This window comes from Streptomyces sp. NPDC031466, from assembly GCF_055581265.1.
Genome location: NZ_JBVIJT010000009.1, coordinates 291,101 through 315,084, shown reverse-complemented (window position 1 = coordinate 315,084; position 23,984 = coordinate 291,101). Strand labels below are relative to the sequence as shown.

15 protein-coding genes are annotated in these 23,984 nt (G+C 75.4%); 7 read left to right on the top strand and 8 right to left on the bottom strand.

What is annotated here, in order from left to right; translation table 11 throughout:
- Window positions 1-2: 2 nt before the first annotated feature.
- From ACZ5GP_RS23940 to ku, 7 genes are all read right to left on the bottom strand, one after another.
- The gene (locus ACZ5GP_RS23940; RefSeq protein ID WP_468752762.1) at window positions 3-4,301 is read right to left on the bottom strand and encodes a non-ribosomal peptide synthetase; all 4,299 of its coding nucleotides are present in this window, start codon (window positions 4,299-4,301) and stop codon (window positions 3-5) included.
- On the bottom strand, window positions 4,298-9,001 hold the full coding sequence (locus tag ACZ5GP_RS23935; RefSeq protein WP_468752761.1) for an amino acid adenylation domain-containing protein: 4,704 nt from the start codon (window positions 8,999-9,001) through the stop codon (window positions 4,298-4,300). The genes ACZ5GP_RS23940 and ACZ5GP_RS23935 overlap by 4 nt, the downstream gene beginning before the upstream one ends.
- A gap of 17 nt (window positions 9,002-9,018) precedes the next feature.
- The gene (locus ACZ5GP_RS23930) at window positions 9,019-10,161 is read right to left on the bottom strand and encodes a MupA/Atu3671 family FMN-dependent luciferase-like monooxygenase (protein ID WP_468752760.1); all 1,143 of its coding nucleotides are present in this window, start codon (window positions 10,159-10,161) and stop codon (window positions 9,019-9,021) included.
- On the bottom strand, window positions 10,146-13,886 hold the full coding sequence (locus tag ACZ5GP_RS23925) for an amino acid adenylation domain-containing protein (protein ID WP_468752759.1): 3,741 nt from the start codon (window positions 13,884-13,886) through the stop codon (window positions 10,146-10,148). Before ACZ5GP_RS23925 ends, ACZ5GP_RS23930 begins: the two co-directional genes overlap by 16 nt.
- A complete protein-coding gene (locus ACZ5GP_RS23920; RefSeq protein WP_468752758.1) occupies window positions 13,879-15,303 on the bottom strand; it encodes an MFS transporter in 1,425 nt (474 codons plus the stop codon). The genes ACZ5GP_RS23925 and ACZ5GP_RS23920 overlap by 8 nt, the downstream gene beginning before the upstream one ends.
- Window position 15,304: 1 nt before the next feature.
- On the bottom strand, window positions 15,305-15,511 hold the full coding sequence (locus tag ACZ5GP_RS23915; protein ID WP_358590007.1) for an MbtH family protein: 207 nt from the start codon (window positions 15,509-15,511) through the stop codon (window positions 15,305-15,307).
- Between the two features lie 314 nt (window positions 15,512-15,825).
- On the bottom strand, window positions 15,826-16,998 hold the full coding sequence (ku, locus tag ACZ5GP_RS23910) for a non-homologous end joining protein Ku (RefSeq protein ID WP_468752757.1): 1,173 nt from the start codon (window positions 16,996-16,998) through the stop codon (window positions 15,826-15,828).
- Window positions 16,999-17,103: 105 nt separating this feature from the next.
- Here ku and ligD point away from each other — a divergent pair, with 105 nt between their 5' ends.
- The 3 genes from ligD (at window position 17,104) to ACZ5GP_RS23895 (ending at window position 19,434) form a co-directional block, all read left to right on the top strand.
- Window positions 17,104-18,000 carry a non-homologous end-joining DNA ligase gene (gene ligD, locus ACZ5GP_RS23905; RefSeq protein WP_468752756.1) on the top strand — a complete coding sequence of 299 codons (897 nt, stop codon included), beginning with the start codon at window positions 17,104-17,106 and terminating at the stop codon, window positions 17,998-18,000.
- Window positions 17,997-18,884, top strand: a complete 888-nt coding sequence (locus ACZ5GP_RS23900) for an ATP-dependent DNA ligase (protein ID WP_468752755.1) — start codon at window positions 17,997-17,999, stop codon at window positions 18,882-18,884. The genes ligD and ACZ5GP_RS23900 overlap by 4 nt, the downstream gene beginning before the upstream one ends.
- A gap of 121 nt (window positions 18,885-19,005) precedes the next feature.
- Complete coding sequence (locus tag ACZ5GP_RS23895; protein WP_468752754.1) at window positions 19,006-19,434, top strand: nuclear transport factor 2 family protein; 429 nt, start codon at window positions 19,006-19,008, stop codon at window positions 19,432-19,434.
- A 32-nt stretch (window positions 19,435-19,466) separates the two neighbouring features.
- Here ACZ5GP_RS23895 and ACZ5GP_RS23890 read toward each other — a convergent pair whose 3' ends face one another.
- A complete protein-coding gene (locus ACZ5GP_RS23890) occupies window positions 19,467-20,273 on the bottom strand; it encodes a nuclease-related domain-containing protein (RefSeq protein WP_468752753.1) in 807 nt (268 codons plus the stop codon).
- 257 nt (window positions 20,274-20,530) lie between these two features.
- On the opposite strand from ACZ5GP_RS23890, the gene ACZ5GP_RS23885 reads away from it, so the two are divergent.
- From ACZ5GP_RS23885 to ACZ5GP_RS23870, 4 genes are read left to right on the top strand one after another with little or no spacing between them, the layout of a single operon-like run.
- A complete protein-coding gene (locus ACZ5GP_RS23885) occupies window positions 20,531-21,013 on the top strand; it encodes a hypothetical protein (protein WP_468752752.1) in 483 nt (160 codons plus the stop codon).
- 32 nt (window positions 21,014-21,045) lie between these two features.
- Complete coding sequence (locus ACZ5GP_RS23880; protein ID WP_468752751.1) at window positions 21,046-21,690, top strand: class F sortase; 645 nt, start codon at window positions 21,046-21,048, stop codon at window positions 21,688-21,690.
- A gap of 52 nt (window positions 21,691-21,742) precedes the next feature.
- Window positions 21,743-22,486: a hypothetical protein gene (locus ACZ5GP_RS23875; protein WP_468752750.1), complete on the top strand. Its 744-nt coding sequence runs from the start codon at window positions 21,743-21,745 to the stop codon at window positions 22,484-22,486.
- Complete coding sequence (locus ACZ5GP_RS23870; protein ID WP_468752749.1) at window positions 22,483-23,787, top strand: ATP-binding protein; 1,305 nt, start codon at window positions 22,483-22,485, stop codon at window positions 23,785-23,787. Before ACZ5GP_RS23875 ends, ACZ5GP_RS23870 begins: the two co-directional genes overlap by 4 nt.
- The last annotated feature ends 197 nt before the right edge of the window (window positions 23,788-23,984 follow it).

Here is a 23,984-nt window from a genome sequence, read left to right as displayed (position 1 = left end):
GTTCACTCTCCCTGGAGGGGGGTCGGAAGGCCGGCGAGGATCTCTTCGAGCGCCGCGGCGATCCGCGCGGCCGGTTCCGCGTCGAGCACCTCGACGTGGGAGCAGGCCAGTTCGCGCACGTCGACCGAGGCGGCGGCACGGCGCCAGGCCGCCGCCTTCTCCTCGGTGGGGATGGCCTCGGCGTCGCGGGTGGCGGCGAAGAGGGTGACGGGGCCGTCGTACCGGGACGGGACCCAACTCCTGCCGAGCGTCACGTGGTGGGCGATGGCCTCGGTCAGCGCGGCCAGGCGGTGCTCGCCGATGCCGTCCAGCACGGCCTTGCGCTCCCGGACGATGCGCCGGGCCTCCTCGGCCACGACCGCCGGCGCGAGGGGGGTACGGGCGATCTCGGGGGGCTTGGGCATGGCGTCCACCACGGCGAGCAGCGCGACCTCCTCGCCGTCCGCGCGCAGCCGTACGGCCATCTCGTGGGCGACGGGTCCGCCGAAGGACCTGCCGATCAGGAGGTAGGGGCCGTGCGGCCGGACGGCCCGGACGCGGTCGACGTACTGCCCCGCCAACTCGCCGACGCCATCCGGCATTTGGTAGTCCGCACCCTGGGACAGCGCCGGTGTCTGGAGCGCGTACACCGGGCGGTCCGGGGCGAGGTGGGGCAGCAGGGCCGCGTAGGCCCAGGCCACGCCGAGACCGGGATGCACGCAGAACAACGGGAGCCGGTCGCCGCCGCCGACGCGGAGGGTAAGCAGCGGGGCCAGGCCCCCGGGATCGGCGGGGCCGGGGGTCCCGCCTTCGGAGGCGACGGACGTACGGGCACCGGGCGCATGCCCGGCGGACGTACGGACGCCGGACGAATGGTCGCCGGGTGCACGCCCGTCGGACGTACGGTCACCGGGCACGCGCCCGTCGGACTCGCGGTCACCGGACGACGTACGGTCGCCGGCCGCAGGGTCACCCCACACACGGCCGCCGGCCGCGCCACCGCCCAACCCGGCGCCGCCCGACGCGCCCTCGCCCGACCCGGCGTCGCCCGACCCGGCACCGTCCAACCGGGCCAGGAGCCGGGCGGGCGTCGGCGCCGCGAAGAGGGTCGCCACCGGCACCCGCGCCCCCCAGGCCTCCTCGATCCGTCCGGCGAGCCGCAGCGCGCTCAGCGAGTGGCCGCCGGACGCGAAGAAGTCGGTGTCCGGTCCGGCCTCGCCGCCCAGCACCTCGCCGAACAGCGCGCACAGCTCCTTCTCGCGAGGCGTACGAGGCGTACGTGACGCACCTGCCGCCGCTCCCGCCGGGGCCCCGGGTTCGGGCAGCGCGGCACGGTCGGTCTTGCCGTGCGGGGTGAGCGGCACGGCGTCCACGCGGGCCCAGGCGGTGGGCAGCAGGTGGGCGGGGAGGACGCGGGCGGCGTGGGCCCGTACCCGCGTCAGGAGGTCCGCGTCGCCGTCGGGCGCTGAACCGGGGCTGCCGTCCTGCTCCGGCACCACCCACGCCACGAGCCGCTTGCCGCCACCCGGCGCGGGCCGCGCGGCGACCACCGCGCGGGTCACGCCGGGGCACGTCGCCAGCGCCGCCTCCACCTCCGCCGGTTCGACGCGGAAGCCGCGGATCTTGAGCTGGTCGTCGGCGCGGCCGGCGAACATGAGGGTGCCGTCGGAGTGCCGGCGGGCGAGGTCGCCGGTGCGGTACATGCGGGTGCCCGGGGCGCCGTACGGGTCGGGCACGAAGCGTTCGGCGGTGGCGGCGGGGCGGCCCAGGTATCCGTGGGCGAGACCGGCCCCGGCGAGGTACACCTCCCCCACGCATCCGGTCGGCACGGGGCGCAGAGCGGCGTCCAGGACGTGGACGCGGGTGCCGTCGAGCGGCCGGCCGATCGGCAGCGGGGCGCCCGGGGGGCGGTGGGCCGTGACGGCGGGGCCCGCCACGGGGTGGGCCGTCGCGAAGACCGTCGCCTCCGTGGGGCCGTAGGCGTTGACGACGGTCACCTCGGGGCAGTGTTCCGCGACGCGGCGCACCGCTTCCGGGTCGACGACGTCGCCGCCGGTCCACACCGCGCGCAGCCCGCGCAGCGCGCCCGGCGCGAGCTCCGCGACCGCGCGGAAGAGTTCCGCCGTCAGGAACAGCGCGCTCACGCGCCGCTCGGGCAGCACCCTGGCCAGCAGGGCGGGCGTGACGGGCTCGTCGGGGCAGACCACGACCGTGCCGCCGTTCAGGAGGGGGACCCACACCTCGTAGGTGGCGGCGTCGAAGGTGTGCGGGCTGTGCAGCAGCACGCGGCGGTGCGGGGACCCCGGGCCGAACGAACCGACGCCCTCGCCCTCCCCATCACCCTCGACGCCGTCCCTCTCCCCGCCCCCGGCCCCGGACCCGTTCCGGAAGGACCCGTCGGCGGCCAGTTCGGTGAGGGCCCGCTGCGGGATCACGACGCCCTTGGGCTCGCCGCTCGACCCGGACGTGTACATCACGCACGCGGCCGCGTCGGGGCGCGCCGGCGGGAGGCTCCCCCCGGACTCCGGTGTCCGTCCGTGTACGTCCAGGCGGCGCACCTGCGCGGGCAGCTCCACGGACGGCTCCCCCGCCGTCAACACCAGCCCCGCCGACGCCCCGGCCAGCAGCCGCGCGAGCCTCTCGGCGGGCTGTGCCGGGTCCAGAGGCAGCCAGCAGGCGCCCACCTTGAGCACGGCGAGCTGCGCGACGATCAGGGCCGGTGAGCGGCGCAGGAGCAGGGCCACCGTGGCGCCGGGCGTCACGCCCGCCGCGACGAGGCGGCGGGCCAGTCGGTCCGATTCCGCGGCGAGGCGCCCGTACGTGAGGACGCCGTCGCCGCTCTCCACGGCGGGCGCGTCCGGCGTACGGGCCGCCTGCGCGGCGAACCGGCCCGGCACGGTGGCGGGCCCGGCCACCACCGCCGCCCGCGCTCCGGCGGACGCGGCGAGCAGCCGGGCGCGCTCCTCGTCGGGGAGTACGTCGATCCGGTCCACCGGCGTGGCGGGGTCGCCCGCGAGCTGCTCGAAGGCGCGTGCGAGGCGGGCCGCGACGGCCGCCGCGGGGATGCCGTGCCGGCAGGTCACGGCGAGGAGCATCCGCTCCCCCGCGACGACGGCGAGGGTCACGGGGTAGTGCGTGGCGTCCCGTACGTCCGTCACGCGGACCGTGTCCGGGCCCTCGTGTCCGGCCCGGTCGGCCCCGCGCGGGAAGTTCTCGAACGCGAGGACGGAGTCGAACAGCTCCCCCGGCCGGGCCTCATGCCCGGCGCCCCCGCTCGTGGCCTGGGTCTCGGCCTCGGCGGCCAGCCGTTGTACGTCCATGAGCCGCACGTGGTGGTACGGGGCGAGGCGCCACTGCTCGTCCTGGACGCGGGTGAGCAGCCGTCCGACGGTCTCACCGTCGCACAGCCGCACCCTGACGGGCAGCGTGTTGATGAACAGGCCCACCATCTCCCCGGCCCCGGGCAGGTCGTGCGGGCGGCCCGAGACGACGCCACCGAAGACCAGGTCGCGGCCGCCGGTCATCCGGGCGAGGACCAGGGCCCAGGCGGCCTGGGTCAGGGTGTTGAGGGTGACGCCCGCGTCGGCGGCGCGCCGGGTGAGGGCGGCGGTCAGTTCCGCGGTGAGGTGCAGGCGTACCGCGTCGGGTTCGGCCGGCTCGCCGCCGGGGGTGTCGGCGTACGTCTCCTCCTCCGGGTCCGGGGGCAGGAGCGGAGCGGGCCGTTCCAGGCCGGCCAGCGCCTCGCGCCAGGCGGCCTCGGCACGGCCCTTGTCCTGCCGGTTCAGCCACAGCGCGTACTGCCGGTAGGGCACGGGGGGCGGCAGGGCCCGGCCGGTGACCAGGGCCGCGAGGTCGCGTTCGAGGACCGGGACCGACCAGCCGTCGAGCAGGATGTGGTGGAAGGAGAGGACGAGTTCGCTTCCGGTGTCGTGCCGCACGAGCAGGGCGCGCAGGGCGGGCGGACGCGCCAGGTCGAAGCGGCGGGCACGGTCCCGCGCCAGCAACGCATCTGTCTCGGCGGTCACTTCGGGTTCCGTCCGGCCCCTCAGGTCGATCTCCCGCCACGGCACCGCGACCGCGTGCGGGATCACCTGCACGGGGCGTTCGAGGCGTTCGTGGCGGAAGCAGGCGCGCAGGTTGGGGTGCCGTTCCAGGAGGGCGGTGAGCGCGTTCCGTACGGCGTCCGGGGCGATCGCGGGACCGATGCGGAAGCGGGCCTGCACCACGTAGGGGTCGGGGCCCTCGGTGTCCCGTACGGCGTGGAACAGCAGCCCTTCCTGGACCGGGGTGAGCGGCAGCACGTCCGCGATGCGCCCGCTCATCGCCGGTCCTGCGGGTCGGTCGCGGGACCGGGGCCGGGGAGGTCCGTCGCCCCCGGCAGCTCGCCCGGCCGGCCCGGATCACCTGGATCACCGAAATCTCCCAGGTCCCCCAGGTCGCCCTCCAGCATGGCCAGTTGGTCCATGGAGAGGTCCACCAGCGGGAAGTCCGACGGGGTGGCGCCGATGGGGGCGCCCTCCGCCGTCTCCCTCGCGAGCGCGGCGATGCCCTCGCGCCACAGGCGGGCCAGCTCCCGTACGTCCGCCTCGGCGAGGACCTCTTCCGCGTACGAGAAGGTCACTTCGAGGCGCAGGCCGTCCGCGCCCTCCGTGGCGAGGGCGTCGATCTCGACCGCGTGCCCGAGCGGTACGGCGTCGGGGGCGCCGTCGAGGAGTTCGCCGCCGGCCGCGTCACCGGCGGTGAGCCGCCCGAGGTAGTTGAACCGCACGTCGGGGACGGGGAGCTCGGCGAGGACGGGGGCCGTGTCGGGGTTGAGGTGGCGCAGGAGGCCCCAGCCGATGCCGCCGTTCGGCACGGACCGCAGCCGCTCCTTGACGGCCTTGAGCGCCTCGACCGCCGCGCGCGGCCCGGTGTCCGCCCCGACGTCGAGCAGCACGGGGTACTGGGTGGTGAACCAGCCGACCGTCCGGGACACGTCGGCGGGCGCGGACAGGACCTCCCTGCCGTGCCCCTCCAGGTGGACGAGCAGGCCGGTCCCCTCACCCCGGTGGCGTACGGCGGCCGTGGCGAGGGCGGTGAGGAGCACCGCGTCGGGGCCGCAGTTGAAGGCGGCGGGCAGGGTGGTGAGCGCGGCTTCGGTGAGGTCGGCGGGCAGCTCGACGGTGAGGGTCGCGCGGCGGCCCCCGCGACCGCGTCCCGCACAGAGGAGGGAGCCCTCCGCCGCCGCCAACTGTTCCATCCACCAGGCCTGTTCGACGGCCGACCGGGTGTTTACCGCTTCCTCGGCGAGCAGTCCGGCCCACCGGGTGAAGGAGGTGCCGGGGGCCGGCGCCTGGGCGGGGTCCCCGGCGAGCGCGGCGGCCAGTTCGGGGCCGATGATCCGCCACGAGACGCCGTCGACCGCCAGGTGGTGCACGGTCAGGAGCAGGACGCCCCGGTGCTCCGGTCCGGCGTCGAGCCAGACGGCGCGGTGCATCTCGCCGTCCTCGGGGGCGAGGCGGATCTTGCGGGCCAGCTCCCGGGCCTTCGCGAGGGCCTGTGCCTCGTCGGCGACGGCGACGCGTTCGGGGCGGGCACCCGGCGGGGCCTGTTCGGCGACCTCGACCTCCCGTTCCGGCGCCAGCAGCCGCATCCGCAGCGCCGCGTGCCGCCGGGTGAGGGAGCGCACCGCGGCCTCGACGCGTGCCTGGTCCGTGCCGGGCGGCACGGGGAACGCCATGGACTGGGTGAACGCCCAGGTGTCGCCGCCCTGTTCGAGCCACCAGCGCATGACGGGCGTGAGCGGGAAGCGGCCCGCGCCGGTGTCGCCGTCGTCCGGTCCCCCGGCAGCCGACGCCCTTACGTGGACGGCCAGTTGGGCGGGCGTACGCAGGGTGAAGACGTCGCGGGGGGCGAGGGTGAGTCCGGCCGCCGACGCCTGTCCGGCGAGCTGGATGGCCATGATGCTGTCGCCGCCGAGCCGGAAGAAGTCGTCGTCGGCGCCGATGTCCGCGACGCCGAGGACACGCGCGAAGAGGTCGCACAGCTCCTTCTCGCGGGCGGAGGCGGGTGCGCGCGTCGCGGTGGTGGCCCGGGGGGCGGGCAGGGCGGCCCGGTCGAGCTTGCCGCTGCGGGTCAGGGGCAGTTCGGGCAGCTGGACGACGTCCGTGGGCACCATGTGCGCGGGCAGCAGGCCGGCGGCGTGCGCGAGGAGTTCGTTCGGGTCCAGGGTGTGGCCGGGGGCGGGGACCGCGTAGCCGACGAGCTGCGGCCTGCCGCGGCCGTCCTCGCGTACGACCGCGACCGCGCGCGCCACCGAGGGGTGCCCGGTGAGGGCGGCGGCGACCTCGCCCGGCTCGATGCGCAGGCCGCGCAGCTTGACCTGTTCGTCGGTGCGGCCCAGGTAGTGCAGGGTGCCGTCGTCGGCGCGGAAAACCAGGTCGCCGGTGCGGTACATGCGGGACCCGGGGGCGCCGTAGGGGTCGGCGACGAAGCGCTCGGCGGTGGCCGCGGGCCGGTTCAGGTAGCCCCGGGCCAGGCCCGCCGAGGAGAGGTACAGCTCCCCCGCGACGCCGACGGGCACCGGCCGCAGCCGGGCGTCCAGGACGTACGCGGCGGTGCCCGCGACCGGGGTGCCGATGGGCGGGGCGGTGCCGTCGCCCGCCAGGGGGCCGGACAGGGTGGCGGCGACGGTGGCCTCGGTGGGGCCGTACGCGTTGTGGAAGCGGCGCCCGGCGACGGCCCAGCGGGCCACGAGCGGGGGCGGGCAGGCCTCGGCGCCGACGGCGAGGGAGCGCAGCGCCGGGTAGGGGCCCTCGGGCACGGTCGCGAGGACGGACGGCGGGATCATCGCGCAGGAGATCCGCCGCTCGGTGAGGACCCGGCCGAGACCGTCCCCGGCGAGGGGGCCCGGCGGCGGCACGACGAGGGTGGCGCCGGGCCCGAAGGCCATGCACATCTCGGCGACGGAGATGTCGAACGCCGGTGAGCCGAGCTGGAGGACGCGGGCGTCGGCGGCCAGCGCGAAGCGGTCCACGAGGCTGTGGGCGAGCGCGGCGAGACCGGCGTGCGGGACGACGACGCCCTTGGGGGTGCCGGTGGAGCCGGAGGTGTGGATGACGTAGGCGGCGTGGGCCGGGTCCAGGGGCACGGGCGGCAGGGGCGCGCCCGTGTACGCGTCGTCGTCCAGGACGATGCGGGGCAGACCGGTGTCCGGCAGGACCCCGGCTGCGGCGGTGCGCGCGTCGGTGACCAGGAGCGCGGGCGCCGCGTCGGCCAGGGCGGCCCGGACGCGCTCGGGCGGGTAGTCGGGGTCGACCGGGAGATGGGCGGCGCCGGCCCGCTGCACGGCGAGCGCGGCGACCGGGAAGTCCGCGCCACGGCTCAGGGCGAGCGCGACGGTGCGCCCCGGGCCCGCCCCGTGCCGGGCGAGGAGGCCCGCCAACCGGTCGACTCGGTCGGCCAGTTCGGCGTAGGTCAGGCGCAGTCCGTCGGCTTCGAGGGCGGGCGCGTCGGGGGTGCGGGCGGCGTGCCGGGCGACGGTGTCCGGCAGCGGCTCGGGGGCGGGCGCGGCCGGGCCCCGCGCGAGGGCGAGCAGGCGGTCGCGCTCGGCGCCGGGGACCACGTCGAGGTCGCGCAGGAACGCGGTCGGGTCGGCGGTGACCTGCTCCAGGAGGGTGAGATAGCTGTCCGCCCAGCGGGTCACGGCCTCGGGCGAGAACAGGTCGGTGCGGACCTCGAAGCTGCCGTCCATGCCGTCGCCGCTGTCCCGCACGACGCCCACGAGGTCGTGTTCGCCGCCGGTGTGGATGCGTTCGGGCTCGGCGAACTCCCGTACGGCGGAGACGCTCGCCTGCTCCGTCAGGTGCATGAACACCCACTGGAACAGTGGGGAGCGGCCCGCGCTGCGCTCGGGGGCGGCGGCCGAGACGATGCGGCCCACCGGCAGGTCGGCGCCCGCCATGAGGGCCGGGAAGTCGGTGCCGAATCGGGCGAGGACGTCGGCGAAGGAGTCGTCGTCGCCGATGCGCCAGCGGGTCGGCACGGCGTTCATCACGTACCCGATGACCTGCTCCAGGCCCTTGGCCGAGCGGTTGGCGACCGGTGTGCCGATGACCAGGTCGCCGGCGCCGGACACGCGGTGCGCGAGGACCGCGAAGGCCGTCATGAGGACGACGTACACGGACGCGCCGCGCTCGCGGGCCAGCGCGCGGACGGCGCGGGTGGTGGGCGCGTCCACGCGGAAGCGGATCTGGACGATGCCGTCCTCGCCGGCGTCCGGGTCCCCGTGGCCCGGCACGGTCAGCGGACCCGGCGGGTCGGCCAGGTAGCGGCGCCAGAAGTCCAGGCGCGCGTCGAAGACCCCGGCGGCCTCCAGCTCGCCCTGCCAGAAGGCGAAGTCGGCGTACTGGACGGCGGGGCGGGTCAGCTTCGGTTCGGTGCCCTCGCGCACGGCGCGGTACGCCTCGGCGAACTCGCTCTGGAGCACGTCGAAGGACCACCAGTCGGTGATGATGTGGTGCAGGCTCAGCATCAGCGTCGTACGCGTGTCGTCGACGCGCACGAAGCGGCCCCGGACGAGGCGCTCCGCCGTGAGGTCGAAGGGGCGGCGGCGGAAGGCGCGGAAGGCCTCCTCGATGGTGGTGCCCGTGCCGCGCAGGTCCTCGCGCTCCAGGACGAAGGGGCCCTCGTCGGGGAAGTCGACGCGTGGGGCGTCCGCCGTGCCGAAGATCCGGGTGCGCAGGATGTCGTGGTGGGCCTGAACGAGGGTGAGCGCGGCCTCCAGGTGGGCCGGGTCGACGGGTTCGGCGCCGTCGGCCGGGTCGGTGAAGTGGTAGGCGCAGCAGAGGTTGAGGGCCGGGGTGCCGGGATACAGCGACTCGTACACCCACAGGTCCCGCTGGGCGGGGCTGAGCGGGACGGCTCCGTCGGCGTCGCGGGGCGGCACGACCGAGGGGATCTCCCGGGCGCGGCCGGCCTCGACGAGGCGGCGCATCAGCCGCACGCGCTGCTCGCCGCTGAGCGCGCTGAAGCGGTCGGCCATGGAAGGCTGGTGGGGGGTCACAGTGCGGCCTCTCTCAGCTCGGCGAGGCGGTGCAGCCCCGCGAGTACCTCGTCGCGTCCGATGCCGAAGTCGATGAAGCAGGCCACCTCGTCGCAGCCCAGGTCGCGCAGGTCGGCGAGCATCTTGGCGCAGTGGCCGGGCGAGCCGAGGAGGCTGCCCCAGGTCAGGTAGCGCTGGAAGGCGAACTCGGCGAGCATGGCGGTCTGTTCGGCGGTCAGCTCCGCGCCGCCGCGCGCGTCGGTGGCGCGGTTGGCGGCGGTCTGACGCAGGTACGAGGCGAGGTAGGCCTTGAGGGGCGCGGCGGCCTGGCGCCGCACCTCGGCGTCGTCGGCGCCGACGTAGGTGTGCGCCATCAGCGTCACCCGGCCGTGCGCGTCGGTGCCCGCCTGGTCGGGGGCGGCGGCGCAGGCCGCGCGGTAGCGGGCGATCTTCTCGGCCAGCTCGTCCCGGCTCTGCCCGACGGTCGCGCCGAGCACCCCGGCGCGCAGCCGGCCCGCGCTCTCCCACGTCTCGGGGTTGCCGGAGGTGGTGAGCCACAGCGGCAGCCGCTCCTGGACGGGCCGGGGCTGCGGGACGACGCTCACCGGCGTCCCGGTGCCGTCGGGGTAGACGGCCGCCTCGCCCGCCCACAGCCGCCGCAGTTCCGGGATGGTCCGCAGGGCGCGCTCCCTGCGGTCGGCGTAGTGCTCCGGGGCGAGGGTGAAGTCGGTGGAGTGCCAGCCGGTGGCGACGGAGATCCCGGCGCGGCCGTGCGAGAGGTTGTCGACGACCGCCCAGTCCTCGGCGACCTTCAGCGGGTGATGCAGAGGCAGTACGACGCTGCCCGCGCGGATGTTGATGCGCTCGGTGGCGACGGCGAGGGCCGCGCTGAGCACGGGCGGGCTGGGAAAGACCTGGCCCACCTGCTGGAAGTGGCGTTCGGGGGTCCAGATGGCGTGGAAACCGAGGCGGTCGGCGGTACGGGCGACGGTGAGGATGTCGTCGTACGTCCGCGAGTGCGGGGTGGCGGTGGCGGTGCCGGGCCGGGCCTCGGTGGCACGGCCGGGTGCGGCCTCGGTGGCGCGGCCGGCTGCGACGGCACCACCCGCTTCGGCGGCCGTGCCGCTGTCCGCGCCGAAGAACATCACGCTGAGGTCCACGGCCTCTTCTCCTGTTCCCTGCTGAGGTGGCTCTGCTGATCCTGCTGGCGGGGCACGCGCGGGCGCCGCGGGATGGGGGTGGCGGCGGGGCCCGGGGAGAGGGGCGCCCGCGCCAGTTCGGCGGCGAGGGCGGCGACGGTGGGCGCGGCGAAGAGCTGCGCGGCCGTCACGGTCCGCGTGTCGGTGGTGAGGCGGGCCGCGACCCGCACGGCGCGCAGCGAGTTGCCGCCGAGGGCGAAGAAGTCGGCGTCCCGCCCGATGTCCGGCACGCCGAGGACGTCGCTCCAGACGGCGGCGACGTCCCGCTCCAGCGGGGTGCGGGGGCCCGTGTCGGGACCGGCCGTCGGGGCCGGGGTCACGGCGGTCCTGTCGCTGTCGTCGGCCCGGCGCGGCGGTGCGTCGGCGACGAGTGCCGACAGGTGGGTGTCCGGCGCGGCGGCGGCCGCCTCCAGGGCCTGGGGCAGTGCGTCCGCGAGCCAGGCCGCGAAGGACTCCTCCAGGCAGTCCGCGCGGTACTCGAAGGTGAGGGTCAGCCCCTCGGGCACTCCGTCGGGCCCGGTGGCGTCGGTGACGTCGACGAGCAGCTCGAAGCGGGCCTCGCCGGTGCGCACCACCTCGACGCCCGCGTCGGCGCCGGGCAGGGCCACCTCGGCGCGCGCGTTGTTCTGCAGGGCGAGGACGACGTCGGTGAAGGGCTGGCGGCCCGGTGGGCGCGGCGGGTTGAGCGCTCCCACGACGTGTTCGAACGGCACGTCCTGGTGGGCGAAGGCGGCCAGGTCGGCGTCCCGGACGCGGGCGAGGAGCTGCCGTGCGGTGGGGTCGCCGGACACGTCGGTGCGCAGTACGAGCATGTTCACGAAGAACCCGACGGCGTCCTCGACGCCGCCGTCCCCCGCGCGGCCCGCCACCGGCGCCCCGATCGCGAGGTCGTCGCCCGCGCCGGCCCGGGTGAGGACGGCGGCGAGCGCGGCGTGCAGCGCCATGAAGAGGGTGGCGCCCTCGGCGCGGGCGGCGGCGACGAGGCGGGCGTGGGCGGCGGCGTCGAGGTGGCGCACCACGGTCGCGGCGGCGGGACCCGGCACGGCGGGCCGGTCCGTACGCCGGGGAAGCAGTGGCCCCTCGGCGCCGAGGCCGTCCAACGCCTCCCGCCAGTGGGCGAGTTGGCGGGCGGCGAGGGACGCCGGGTCGGCGGGCGGGCCGAGGCGTTCGGTCCGGCGGCGGGCGTGTTCGGCGTAGGGGACGGGCAGGGGCGGCAGTGGGTTGTCGACGGCTCCCGCGGTTCTCGCGGCGTACGCGCGGGAGAGGTCGCGGAAGAGGGGCGCGAGGGACCAGCCGTCCCCGGCGATGTGGTGGACCAGGACGAGCAGGGCGTGCTCGCCGGGACGCTCCCGGACGCCGAACAGCGTGGCGCGCACCGGCAGTTCGGCGCCGAGGTCGAAGCGGTGGCGGGCGGCCGTCTCGATCGCCCGCGTCAGCTCCGCCTCGGGGACGGTGGCGTGGCGGAACGGCGGCCGGGCCGCGACGCCGTCCAGCACGCGCCGCGCGGGAGCGCCGTCCACCTCGTCGAAGAGGGTGCGGAGCACGTCGTGCCGGGTGACGACGTCCCCGAGGGCAGCCGCCAGGGCGTCCGGGTCGACCGGGCCGCGCAGCCGCACCAGCATCGGCAGGTTGTACGCGACGCCCGCGCCGAGCCGGTCGAGGAACCACAGCCGGTGCTGGGCGTCGGAGACGGGCAGCGGGGCGCCGCCACCGGCCGGCGCGGGGGCTTCCGGCGGGCGGGACTTGGCGGCGGCGTCGACGTGGGGTGCCAGGGCCGCCGGAGTGGGTGAGCGGAAGAGCGTACGCAGGTCGAGTTCGGCGCCGAGCCGCGCGTGGACGCGGCCGAGCAGCCGCGCGGCCAGCAGGGAGTGGCCGCCCCGGCCGAAGAAGTCCTCGTCCGGCCCGATGGCGGCGACGCCGAGGACGGCGGCGAAGAGGCCGCACAGCGTGCGTACGGTCTCGCTCGGGGCGTCACCGGCACCGCGGCCCACCCCGGGCTCCCGACCACCCGAGCCGCCGGTACCTGTCCTGATCCCGGCGTCACCGACACCCGGTCCGCTTCCGGTGCCCTCGGGCACCTCCCCGCCGGCGCCCGCCTCCCGCGGCGTGGCGGCCGGGGTCCGGGGCGGCTCGGGCAGCGCCGCGTGGTCCAGTTTGCCGTTGGGCGTCAGCGGCAGCGCGGCCAGCGGGACGAAGAGGGCGGGCACCAGGAAGTCGGCCAGCTCGCGCTCGGCGTGCGCGCGCAACTCGGCCTCGGTGGGCGCCTTCTCGGCCCGGCCGCTCGCCACGACGTACGCGACGAGCTGCCGCTCGCCGTCCGCCGGCGCGGGGGCGGCGACCACGGCGGCGCGGTCGACCCCGGGGTGGCGGGCCAGGGCGGCCTCGACCTCGCCGGGCTCCACCCGGAAGCCGCGGATCTTCACCTGGCCGTCGGCCCGGCCCCGGTACTCGAAGGTTCCGTCGGGGCGCCGGCACGCCAGATCGCCGGTGCGGTACATCCGTTCGCCTTCGGTGCCGGTCCCGGGCGGCGCGGCGACGAACCGCTCCGCCGTCAGCGCCGGGTCGCAGTAACCGCGCGCGAGCCCCGCCCCGGCGGCGTACAGCTCGCCGGTGACGCCGTCGGCGACCGGCCGCAGCCGCTCGTCGAGGACGTACAGGCGCTTGCCGGCCAGCGGTGCGCCGATCGGCACCGGGCGGCCCTCGCGCACGTCGTGCGGGGCGATGGGATGGACGGTGAGGAAGACCATGCACTCGACGGGGCCGTAGCCGTTGCTGATCCGCAGACCAGGCGAGCGCTCCAGGGCGCGGGCGACGTGCGGGGGCGACAACGCCTCGCCGCCGACGATCAGTTCGCGCAGCCCGGCGAGCGCGCGGGGGTACTCGTCGACGATCACGTTGAACAGCGACGCGGACAGATACAGGGAGGTGACGCCGTGCTCGGCGGCGAGCCGGGCGATCACCACCGGGTCGGGGCGGCGCCCCGGGTGCAGTACGCACGTCCCGCCGCCCAGCAGCGGTCCCCACAGCTCCAGCACACACGCGTCCCACGACACGGGCGCGCTCTGCAGCCAGACCGCGCCGGGGCCGAAGGCCGCGAAGTCCTGGCCGGTCAGCGTGGCGGTGACGGCACGGTGCGGGGCGACGATGCCCTTGGGCCGTCCGGTCGAGCCGGAGGTGAACATCACGCAGGCCACGTCGTCGGGGGCCACCCGCACCGCACCGCGCGCCAGGGGCGTCGCGTGCGCGGCGTCCTCCAGATACAGCACGGGTACGCCCTCGACGCCCGGCACGGGCACGCCCTCGGCGGCCACCCCGGGCAGCACGTCCGCGACGCCCGACTCCGGTGCCGGCACCGGCACATCCGACGTCGCCCCACGTCGCGCGAGTACCGCCGTGACGGCCGCGTCCGTCGCCATGGCGCGCAGCCGCGCGGCCGGGAAGCCGGGGTCGAGCAGCACGTATCCCGCGCCGGCCTTCAGCGTGCCGAGGACCGCCACGGGCATCTCGGCGGAGCGTTCCAGGTGGACCCCGACGGTGTCGCCGCGCACCACTCCGCGCGCCGCGAGCAGGCCCGCCAACCGGTCGGCGCGCGCGTCGAGTTCGGCGTACGTCAGCCGCTCGTCCCCGTACACGAGCGCGGTCGCGCCCGGCGTCCGCGCCGCCCGCTCCTCGAAGATCTCATGCACGCACCGCGTCATCCTTCTCACCGCCCTGGCGCTCGGTGCCGTCGTCGATGTCCGGCAGCAGTACGTCGATGTCCCTGATCGAGCGGCTCGCCAGCCCCCAGAGCGCGACCGCGAGCCCCGCGACGCCCGCGAGGAAGAGCATCCCGGCCATGCCGCTGCCGGGTCCGTCGCCGAACAGCGGGCCGAGGAGGACGAAGACGCCGCTCCCGTCGCCGGCCTGTGGCTCGAAGAGGTGGTCGGCGAGCGGCCCGGAGACCGCTGTGGCGAGCGGGACGGAGATCTGCGACAGGAACATCACGGCGCCGAAGACCCGGCCCTGCCACTCACGGGGCACCTTGGTCTGCACGATGGCCTGCATGGAGGCGTTGACGAGCGTCATGAGCAGCGCGCCGAGCAGGATGGCCGCACACCAGCCGGTGACCCCGCCGGCCAGCGCCATGGCGATCTGGGCGGTCAGGCACATGCCGACGATGCCGAGCATCATGCCCCGGCCGCGGTTCTTCGGGCCGCCCCAGGCCGCCATCAGCAGTCCGCCGACGACTCCGCCGACGCCGATCGCGCTGTTCACGGCGGCCAGCGCGCCGTTGCCCGACCTGATGAGGACCATGGGCTGGATGACGGCGAAGCCGAAGACCATGACGAGGTTGACCGTGCAGAAGTTCACGGTCATGTCGCGCAGGCTCGGCTGCCGGAAGAGGTAGCGCAGGCCCTCCACGGCCTCCGCGACGATCTTCGAGCGGGGCGCGCCGGCGCCCTCGGGGACCTTGTCGTCCTTCATCCGCACCACGCGTACGCCGATGAGGGCGAAGGCGTAGCTCGCGAGGTCGATGACGAGGACGGCGCCGATCCCGGAGACGGCCACCATGATCCCGCCGAGGGCGGGGCCGCAGATCCCGGCGGCGCTCTTGGCCCCGGCCAACAGGCCGTTGGCGCGGCCCAGTTGGTCCTTGCGCACCAGGAGGGGGACGGCGGCGGTGAGCGCGGGCAGCTGGAAGGCGGAGCTGATGCCGAGGAACACGGTGGCGGGGTAGACCTGCCAGGCCTCCAGGCCGCCGCCGAAGAAGTGCACGAGGGAGAGGAGACCGACGGTGAGGAATCCGCCCACGTCCGCGATCTGGAGGGCGGAGCGTTTGCGGATGCGGTCGATTATCGCGCCCGCGAACGGACTGAACAGGGCCTGGGGAAGCAGGGCGCACAGGGACAGCGCGGTGACGGCGGTGGCCTGCTCGCCGGTGGACCAGACCTCGATGATGAAGGCGAATCTGAGAACGGCGCTCCCGACCAGTGAGACGGCCTGTCCCGACCAGACGAGCATCAGGGGGCCGATGCCGCTGAAGCGGCCCGGCTGCCGTATTTCCCCGGCCCCCGCGGCGGGCTTTACCGTCGCCTTTTCTGCTGCTTTTTCGCGGTCGGACACGTCAGGAGCCGGATATCAGGCTCGCCGGACGCATGTCCGTCCAGTTCGCCTCCACGTAGGCCAGGCAATCGGCCCGTGAACTCGCCTCTTTCACGAGGGTCCAGCCGGCCGGGATTTCCGTGCCGACGGGCCAAAGGGTGTGCTGGTTCTCGTGGTTCACGAGCACCAGATATTCCGCACCCTCATCCTCGAATGGATTAGTGGCCATATACCTTAAACCCCCCGGAAATCCCAAAGAATCCCATTGTGTCCGCAGGGATCATTGCGCGGAGGATCTAATTCCATCAAGCCATTGTGATATTGATCACAGGCCACAAAAGCCCAGGAGGTGCGGTTTGCCCGTATTCCGTTGGTGACTTAACGCGGTTCGCGTGCGAAGGCGGCGCGCGCGGGCCGCGCCGCCCGGCGGCCCAGCTTTGCAATTTGCCCTTTCGTGTCAAGTGCGCGGGCAGGCGCGCGGAGGGGCCGAGTCGACAACCGGAATGCCGACCGGCCCCTTTTCACGCCGGGTTCGCGCCGATTTCACGCCGAGGCACGGCGCTTCGCCGTGGTCTTCTTGGCCGCGGCGGTCTTCTTCTGGGTGGTCTTCTGGGCCGTCTTGCGGGTCGTCGCCTTCTGGGCCGAGGTCTTGGCCGACGCCCCGCTCCCGGCCGCCTTGCCCTCCGCCCTGCTGCCCGCCTTGCCGGCCGCCGTCCTGGCCGCGGACGATTTGCCCGCCGTCGACTTGCCCGCCGTCGACGTGGACTTCGTCGCCCTCTTCTTGGCAGGCGCCTCCTTCTTCTTCGCCGAGGCCGACGTCGACTTCTTGCCACCGACCTCCTTGGGGGATGCGGGGGACCCGGGCGACGAGGTGCGCGCGGCGCGGGTGGGCAGCTGGGTGACCTCTGCCTCCGCGCCCTGCTCGGCGGACTCGCCCCGCGCCGTGCGGGCCGCCCGGACACTGTTCTCCAGGGCCGCCATCAGGTCGATGACCTTGCCGCCGCCCGCGTCGGCGGCGGGCGCCTGCTCGGCGGGCACGCCGCCCTCGACCTTCGCGGCGATCAGCTCCTCCACCGCCGAGCGGTAGTCGTCGTGGAGGGTGGACATGTCGACCTCGCCGAGTGTGTCCATCAGGGCGTCCGCCAGGTCCAGTTCGGCGTCGCGGACGGTGACCTCGGCCTCGGGCGCCACGCCCTCGGGCTCGCGGATCTCGTCCGGCCACAGCAGCCCGTGCATGGCGATGACGTCGTCGACCACGCGCAGCATGCCGAGCCGTTCCCGTCCCCGCAGCGCGTACTTCGCGATGGCCACCTTCTGGCTCCGCTTGAGCGCCTCGCGCAGCAGCGTGTACAGCTTGGCGGCGGGGACGCCGTTGGCCGAGAGGTAGTACGCCGCGTCGATCTGGAGCGGGTCGATGCGGTCCTCGGGGACGAACGCGACGATCTCGATCGTCTTCGCCGTCGGAATGGGCAGCGCGGCCAGGTCCTGGTCGGTGATCGGGATGATCGAGCCGTCCGCGTCCTCGTAGCCCTTGCCGATCTCCGCCGAGGTGACCTCGCGGTCCTCCAGCTCGCACACCTTGCGGTAGCGGATGCGCCCGCCGTCCTCCGTGTGGATCTGGCGGAAGGAGATGGAGTGGTTCTCGGTGGCGTTCACGAGCTTGATCGGGATGCTGACCAGGCCGAAGGAGATCGCACCGTTCCAAATGGATCGCACGTCCGGGGCCTCCTAGTTGCCTACGACCGGCTACCACCGGCTACGACTCCACCTGCGAAACACCTGACTTGCGGCATTTCGGATGATTTATGGGACTCTCATCGTATGACGCCGATCACAGAGGTGGAGGGGCGAAGGATCTCGCTCAGCAACCTGGACAAGGTCATCTATCCGGCGAGCGGCTTCACCAAGGGCGAGGTGCTGCACTACTACGCGGGCACCGCCGACGTCCTCCTCCCGCACCTCGCGGACCGGCCGCTGTCCTTCCTGCGCTATCCGGACGGGCCGGGCGGCCAGCGCTTCTTCACCAAGAACGTGCTGCCGGGCACCCCCGAATGGGTGCGCACCGCCGAGGTGCCCCGCTCCGAGGGGCCCACCCGCCAGATCCTCGTGCAGGATCTGGCCTCGCTGATGTGGGCGGCGAATCTGGTGACGGAGTTCCACACCCCGCAGTGGCGGGCCGACGCCCCGGCATGCGCCGACCGGCTGGTGCTCGACCTCGACCCCGGCCCGCCCGCCACCGTCGTCGAGTGCTGCCGGGCCGCGCTGTGGCTGCGCGAGCGGCTGACGGCCGACGGTTTCCACGTGTACGCGAAGACGTCCGGGAGCAAGGGCCTGCATCTGCTCGTCCCGCTGGAGCCGACCCCCTCCGAACGGGTGAGCGCGTACGCGAAATCGCTGGCCGTCCGGGCCGAACAGGAGCTGCCCGGCCTCGTCGTGCACCGCATGACGCGCAGCCTGCGGCCGGGCAAGGTCTTCGTCGACTTCAGCCAGAACGCCGCCGCGAAGACCACCGCCGCCCCCTATACCCTGCGGGCCCGCGCCGAGCCGGCCGTCTCCGCCCCCGTGACCTGGGAGGAGATCGAGGAGTGCGAGGAGCCGGGCCGGCTGGTCTTCCTGGCCGGCGACATCGCGCCCCGGCTGCGCGAGCACGGCGATCTGCTCGGGCCGCTCATGGACCCCGGCCGGGCCGCGCCCCTGCCCGACCGGGCCGCGCGATGAGCCTGCCGCAGCCCGTCCGCGTGGCCCTCGCCGAGGCCGTCACCGCGCTGCCGGAGGGCGGCGGCTGGGCGTACGAGCCGAAGTTCGACGGCCACCGCATGGTCGTCCTGCGGGAGGCCGGGAGCCGGGTGATCCTCCAGGCCCGCTCGGGACGGAACGTCACCGGCGCCTTTCCCGACCTCGCCGAGGCCGCGCTCCGGCTGCCCGAGGGCACCGCGCTCGACGGCGAGGTCGTGGTGTGGTCCGACGGGCGCATCGACTTCGCCGCCGTGCAGCGGCGGGCGGCGGCCACCCGCGCGCGTGCCGCCGTGCTCGCGCGCACGCTGCCCGCCTCGTACGCGGCCTTCGACGTGCTCGCACAGGGCGGCGCGGACTGCCGCCCCCTGCCGTACGAGGAGCGGCGCGCCCGTCTCGTACGACTGCTGGCGCCGTGGGGCCCGCCGCTCCAGGCGGTGCCGTCGACGACCGACCGCGACCTCGCGCTGACCTGGTACGAGACCCTGCCCGCCACCGGTGTCGAGGGCCTGGTGGTCAAGCGGCTCGACGGGGCGTACAGGGGCGGGGCGCGCGCGTGGCTGAAGCTGCGGCACAGCGACACGCGGGACGCGGTGGTGGTCGGCTGCACCGGGAACCCGGCCCGGCCCCAGGCCCTGGTCCTCGCGCTGCCGGGGGACGGCACGCCGGTCGTGTCCTCCCCGCTGTCGCCGGCGGTGCGCTCGACGGCGGCGCGCGCGCTGCCGGACCCCGTGGGCGAGGGGGTGGCGACCGCGATCGGCATCGGCGACGTCACGTACGCGGCGCTGCCGGCGGAGCCGGTGGTGCTGGTCGAGGTGCGGCGGAACACCACGCGGCACGCGACGGCGGTCGTGGTCCGCTTCCGCTGAGCAGAGAGAAGTAGCTAATCAAGTTTGACCAGTGCTCTCCGGTGGCATACCTTCCCCTGTAGTCAAAGTTGATTAATGACGCGGGCGGCGACTACCGCCCTGTCCCCGACGAGGAGACCGCGTGACCTTCCTGCCCGAGACCGGATACGCCCCGACCGACGAGGACCGCGCGAGCCTGGACGCCTGGTTCGCCGCGTACGACGCGCACAGCGCGCGGCGCGACGTGGAGCGCATGGCCGACCTGGCCGTCTTCCCGCTCAACCTGGTCAGCGACGACGCCGCGGGCGACGGGCGGGCCGCCCAGTGGGACCGGGAGCGGTTCGTCGCGACGATGACGCAGGTGATGGGTGACGGCGGCGAGGACATCGCCTTCGAGTCCACGCGCACGCCCGTCTTCCTCTCCCCCGCGATGGCCGTCGTCTTCACCGACTCGGTGATGACGGCGGGCGGCCACACGCAGCGGCTGCGCTACGCCGACATCCTGATCAGACGCGGCGGCTCCTGGGCCTTCCAGACCATGATCCAGGGCGGCTGGGGGGACAACCTGTGACCGTCGCCCGCCGCTGACGCGGACGCCCCGGCTCAGACCCGCAGCCAGGTCCGGCGGTCCCTGGCCAGGGCGTGCAGGGACTCCACGTCGGCCGGTTTCAGTACGCCGCCCGGGCGGGCCAGCGCCGGCAGGTCCGCCTCGCCCAGCACCCGCACGTCGCGCGGCGGCGCGGGAGCCGGGCCGGCCGTCACCGTCCCGGCCAGCACCAGGACCGGGTGGACCTCGGCCGCCAGCGCGAACGAGGCCCGCCCCGCGTCGGAGCGCAGCGTCCGCAGCACGGGGAGGGGCCCGGCCCTGCCGACCGTCACCATCGGGTCCGAGATCCGCACCCGCTGCCTGCGGACCGCGAGCGTGCCCACGCAGAACAGGCCGCCGGGGCCGATCAGCAGATGGTGGATGCGGGCGCCGCCGGGCAGCGGGAGCGAGTGCAGCACCCGCCAGCCCGCCCCTTCGAACCCGTCCAGGACGGCGCCGACCGCCTGCTCGGCGGCGAGCGCGCGCCGCCGGGGGTCGGCGCGCAGCCCGCGCCCGGGCGGTCGCTCGCGCTCCAGGGCGATGTGGAGGGCCTCGCCGGGCCGGTTCGGGGCGAGGTCGTCGTCGGGGTGCAGGGCGAGGCGGGCCAGCTCGGCGCGGGTGGGGACCGGCGGCGGGCCCACCGTGACGTCGCCGGTCAGAAAGGGCGCGAGGACGCGCAGGACGTCCTCCTCGCGGTCCTCGCTGAGCAGGTTGACCCGGGACGCGTCCCGGTCGTACCAGGCCACGCTCCCCCCGTCGGCCAGGCAGACGTAAAGCCGCTCCTGTCCGTGCCGCCAGGCCGGTACGACGCGCAGTGCGCTCATGCCGCATCACCCCCGACCATGGGAACAGCCCGCCCGGTGCCGGGGCAAGAAGCCGGACGCCGCCGCGGTCCTGTGACAGCACCGCCCGGACAGCTATGGCGCGCTGTTACACGGCCGCCGGGGCGCCGCAATGCCGGACGTCTACCGTCGGAGCCGTTCAACCGCCCCGCCGTCCGTCGCGCGGGCCGTGCCCGAAGGGGCCGGCAGCCGACCGGGCCGGTCGGGCGCCCCCGGCCGACCACCGTGAGGAACACCCCGTGAGCACCCGCCGCCCCGCCCTCCTGCGCACCGCCGCCGCCACCGTGCTCCTCGGCGGGGCGCTGCTCGGACCGGCCGCGGGGGCCTTCGCGGACACGCCGCGGCCGGGGCCGGCGGCCGAGGTCCACCACGTCACCCTCGGCAACGGCACCAAGGCCGAGGTGCGCGGCCGCGGCGGCTCGTACACCGCGACGGTCTCGGTCGGGGACCGGCAGCTCGCCACGCTCTCGGCCCGGCACCCCACCGTCACCCAGGGGGGCGTGCGGTACGAGCTGTACGCGTCCAACGGGCACATCGGCGTCACGCGCCTGAAGGGCGGGGCCGGCACGGCCGCCGTGCCCGAAGGCGGTGTCGCGGCGGGCGCCGAAGGGGTACGGACCACGGGCGACCCGGCGCTCCTCGCCGCCGGCGGCGGCATGGCGGCGGCCGGCGCGGCGGGCCTCGGCTACGCGATGCTGCGCCGCGGCCGCACCGCCGCATGATCCCCTCACCCCATCCCGTTCGAGGAGCCCCCATGAGCACTCCCCCCGCCCCGCCCGCGCGGGGACGGGAGCGGTGGCGGGCCGGACGTGTCGTCGTGGTCGCGGGGCTGGCCGCCGCGTCCGGTGTCGGGCTGATCGCCTGCGGGTGGGGCGGCGGTGCCCCGGCCCCCGATGTGCGGGTGCACGGCGCCGCCGTGCCGCGGGCGGGGCGGGCCCCCGCGCCGCTGACGGCGTCCCGGCCCACCGGCCTGCGGATCCCGGCGGCGGGCGTCGACGCGCGGTCGATGCTCGGTCTGGGTGTCGGCGCGGACCGGGAGTTGGACGTGCCGCCGGTGGACAAGGCGGACCAGCCCGGCTGGTGGACCGGCGGGGTCACACCGGGCGAGAAGGGCCCCGCCGTGATCGTCGCGCACTACGACACCGCGCACGGGCCCGCGCTGATGAGGAACGTCGCGCGGGTCCGGGTCGGCGACGCGATCCGGGTACCGCGCGCGGACGGCCGGACGGCGCGGTTCCGGGTGCGGGAGATCCAGCAGGTCGACAAGAAGGACTTCCCCACCCATAAGGTGTACGGGGCGACCGGGCGCCCCGAGCTGCGCCTGCTGACCTGCGGCGGGCCCCTCGTCGGCGGCCACCGGTCTGACAACATCATCCTCTACGCCGACCTGGTGCCCTGAGCGGCAGGCCGGACCCCACGACAGGCCGCGCCCCGCGGCAGGCAGGAGCGCAGTGAACCGCAGCCGGCTCGCCCTCACCGCCGCGTTCGCCGCCCTCGCCGGGGCGCTGGCCGGCGGCTGCGGCGACCCCGGCGGGCTGCGCGGCGCCGGCGCGACACCCACCGCCCAGGGCCCCACCCGCCTGTGGCCCGACCTGCCGTCCCCCTCCGCGCCCGCCGAGGACTACGGCGCCATAGAGAGCGTGCGCGTCACCGGCGTGAAGGTGCCCGGCGGCGATCTGCGCAAGGTGAATCCGGCCGACGTCGTCCGCGCGGACTTCGAGCAGAACCCGGGGACGTACGACACCTCGGACGCCGTGTACGAGGAGACCGTCGCGCGCCTCGACGACTGCGCCGCCGAGGACTCCGGTGCGCAGGAGCGCTGCCCGGTGCTCAAGGCGTACTACCGCGATCTGACCGGCGACGGCAAGGACGACCTGATCGTCGGCGTCTCGACGCCCGACGAGAACCTCGACATCCGCGTCTACGCCGAGGAACACCGCAGGCTGACGCAGGTCATGGAGATGAGCGACGCCGTGCTCGGCGTGGAGCTGGCCGGACGCGACCTGATCATCCGGGCCGTCTCCAGCCTGCCGGGGTACGAGTACCACACCGTCTGGTCCTGGGACTCCCACCAGAAGACGATGCTGCCGAAGCGGGACGAGATCGTGCGCTCCGCGAACGCGCCCCGGCCCACGTCGCCGCGGACCGCGCCCGCCCGGCCCGCACAGAGCTCCTCCCCGGGCGGCGGCCGATGAGCCCCCGGCGCCCGCGCGTGCCGCGGCTGCCCGCGTGGACGGCGACGCTCACCTGGAAGGCCGCCGTCTTCATCACCGTCATGTGCTGCGCGCTCGCCGCGCTGCTCGGCGCGCTCGTGCACGTCTCGGTGACCGACCAGACCGTCGGCCAGGCGCGGGAGCGGGCCCTGGCCCGCCTGACGGAGGCCACCGAGCACTACGAGGCCGGCGACCGCCTCGGGACCGGCGCGGCCGTCGACCCGCCCGGCCTGCCGGACCGGCTGCGCGACCTCGCGCTGGACGGGGAGCGCGGCACCATGGTCGCCGACCACGGGTCCCGGCCGACGATGTGGGCGGCGGGGCCCGCCGACGGGCGCCGCGCCATCGCCGTCCAGATCGACTACTCCCAGGGCGCCCGCACCATCGACGGGGTCGACCGGGCGATCCTCGGCTCCTCCGTCCTCGCGATCGGCGCGACGCTGCTGGTCGGCGCGTTCGCGGTGACCCGCGTAACCCGGCGGCTGCAACTGACGGCGCAGGTCGCCCGGAAGATCAGCGCGGGCGACCTGGACGCGCGCGTCAACGACCCGCGCACCAAGGGCCCCACCGGCCGCCGGGACGAGGTCGCCGCCGTCGCCGGGGCGCTGGACACCATGGCCTCCACGCTCCAGGGCAAGCTGCTGAGCGAGCAGCGGTTCACCGCCGACGTGGCGCACGAGCTGCGCACCCCGCTGACCGGGCTGCACGCGGCGGCCGAACTCCTGGAGCCGGGGCGCCCCACGGAGCTGGTGCGGGACCGGGTGGCCGCGCTGCGCACGCTGACCGAGGACCTGCTGGAGATCTCCCGGCTGGACGCGAAGAGCGAGCGGGTCGACCTGGACGCCCATCACCTCGCCCCGTTGGCGGAGCGCGTGGTGCGGGCCTCGGGCGGGGGCACGGAGCTGGTCGTGGTCCGCGACGTCTGTGTGGAGACCGACCGGCGGCGCCTGGAACGGGTGCTCGGCAACCTCGTCGCCAACGCCCTCAAGCACGGCCGGGCGCCGGTGGTGGTGAGCGTCGACGGGCCGGTCGTCACCGTGCGGGACCACGGCGACGGCTACCCCGACTACCTGGTGGAGCACGGCCCGCAGCGCTTCCGCACCGAGGGCACCAGCAAGGGGCACGGCCTCGGTCTGACGATCGCGTTGGGCCAGGCGGCGGTGCTCGGGGCCCGGCTCATCTTCGCCAACGCCCCGGACGGCGGGGCGGTGGCGACGCTGCGGCTGCCCTTCGACGAGTGCTCCGACGAGGAGCGGGCGGACGGCCCCTCCGACGGCCGGTGAACTCTGACTCCCGGTGAGCCCTGAGGCCCCGGTGAATTCTGACGCCCGGCGCCCCCTGGCACCGGGTGAACTCCGGCGTCCGGTGAGCCCAGGCGCCCGGTGAGCCCTGACGCCCGGTGAACTCTGACGCCCGGTGAGCTCTCACGCCCAACGCCCCCTGGCACCGGGTGAACTCCGGCGCCCGGTGAGCCCAGGCG